This is a genomic window from Melaminivora alkalimesophila (assembly GCF_000282995.1).
In the GTDB taxonomy this organism is placed as follows: Bacteria; Pseudomonadota; Gammaproteobacteria; order Burkholderiales; family Burkholderiaceae_C; genus Melaminivora; species Melaminivora alkalimesophila.
Genome location: NZ_ALEE01000670.1, coordinates 1 through 1,519 on the forward strand (window position 1 = coordinate 1; position 1,519 = coordinate 1,519).

Here is a 1,519-nt window from a genome sequence, read left to right on the forward strand (position 1 = left end):
CCCGCCGGTGCGGCGGCGCAGACCTCGTCCAGCGCGCAGATGCCCACCGTGGACAGGGTGAAGGGCAGGCCGGCGCTGCTGGCTGCGCGCATGGCCTGCGCCTCGCCCCGGCGCGCCATCATGCCGGCCAGGCCGACCGGGGCCAGCGCCAGCGGCATGGCGCAGTCCTGCCCGGCCAGCCGGGCGCGCGTGTCCACGGCGCCGACATCGACCAGCACGCGCTGGCGCAGGCGAACGCGGCAGAAATCCTGCACGTTGGCCGCCAGCGTCTGCTCGGCGCTGGCCCCGCCGTCGAGGTAGTCGAACAGAAAGCGCGGCAGGCGCCGGCGCGCGCGCTCGCGCCAGTCCAGGGCGGTGGCCGGGTAGCTCAGGGCTTTCATGACACGGCCTTGCCGGTAATGCTGGCCGCCGCCGCCTGCGCCGTCAGGATGCAGCCGGGCAGGAAGGTGCCCTCCAGCGAGCGCCGGCCGCTGGCGCCGCCGCCGCCAAAGCCCGCCGCCTCGCCGACGGCGTACAGGCCGGCGATGGGGTTGCCGGCCCCGTCCAGCACCCGGCTTTGCAGGTCGGTGGCCAGGCCGCCCAGGCTCTTGCGCGTGATCAGCTGCATGTGGATGGCGATGAAGGGCCCCGCGCCCTTCATCTGTAAGGGCGCCGGCGCGCAGGTGCGCAGCTTGTCGGGTCCCCATTGGCGCGCGTGCAGGATGCGGCGGATCTGGTCGTCGTTGCTCAGCTTCAAGCTGCCATCGGCGGCGAAGTTGGCGTCGAAGGCGTCGGCCGTGGCCTGCAGCGTCTCGGCGCGCACATGCTGGCCGCCAGTGAGCTGGTTCATCTTGGCGGCCAGCCCGGCCAGCGTGTCGTCCACCAGGAAGTGCGGGCTCTCCCGCTGCATCTGGCGCACCAGCCGGTGGTTGCCCAGCAGGGTCTCCTTGAGGAACAGCGGAAACTGCATGTCGCGGATGCGCTGGTTGTGCTCGGCGCCGGAGATGGCAAATTCCTTGGCGGCGATGCGCCAGTTCAGCAGGTGCCACGTCCAGGGCTGCTCCTGCTCGGCCACGCGCCGGCACAGCCAGTGCGTGTCAAAGCCCGTGACCAGCGGCTCGGGGCCGATGCGCCGGCCCGTGTGATCCAGCCACAGCGCCGATTTGCACGGGATGGCCGACAGGCCGTGGCCCTCGAAGTGCGGCTGCGGGTGGGCAAAGCCGGCGGCGTAGTTCCACATCTCGCCGGCATTGCGGATGCTCGCGCCCAGCCCGGCAGCGGCGGCGTGGTGCAGCGCGCCGTCGGCAAAGGGGTGCGCGCCGTTGAGCATGGTGCGCGGCATGGGGCGCCCCGGCGGCCAGTTGGCGCGCGTTTGCTCATGGCCGCCGTTGATGCCGCCGGTGGCCAGCACCACCACATCGGCGCGCAGGCGCAGCTGGCTGCCGTTGGCTTCGTCAGTGGCCACGGCGCCGCGGATGCGCCCGCCCTCGTGGTCGAGCTGGGTGACCCGGTGGCGGTGCAAGAGCGTCAGCCGCCCGCC

General features: G+C 72.9%; 2 protein-coding genes. Both read right to left on the reverse strand.

Translation table 11 applies throughout. The features are described from left to right. Positions 1-380, reverse strand: a 380-nt coding sequence (locus A612_RS13105; protein ID WP_040436889.1) for an alpha-hydroxy-acid oxidizing protein, incomplete at its 3' end; no start/stop codon positions are given. Next, the coding region (locus A612_RS13110) for an FAD-binding protein (RefSeq protein WP_019374922.1) at positions 377-1,519 on the reverse strand (1,143 nt) is incomplete at its 5' end. The genes A612_RS13110 and A612_RS13105, both read right to left, overlap by 4 nt.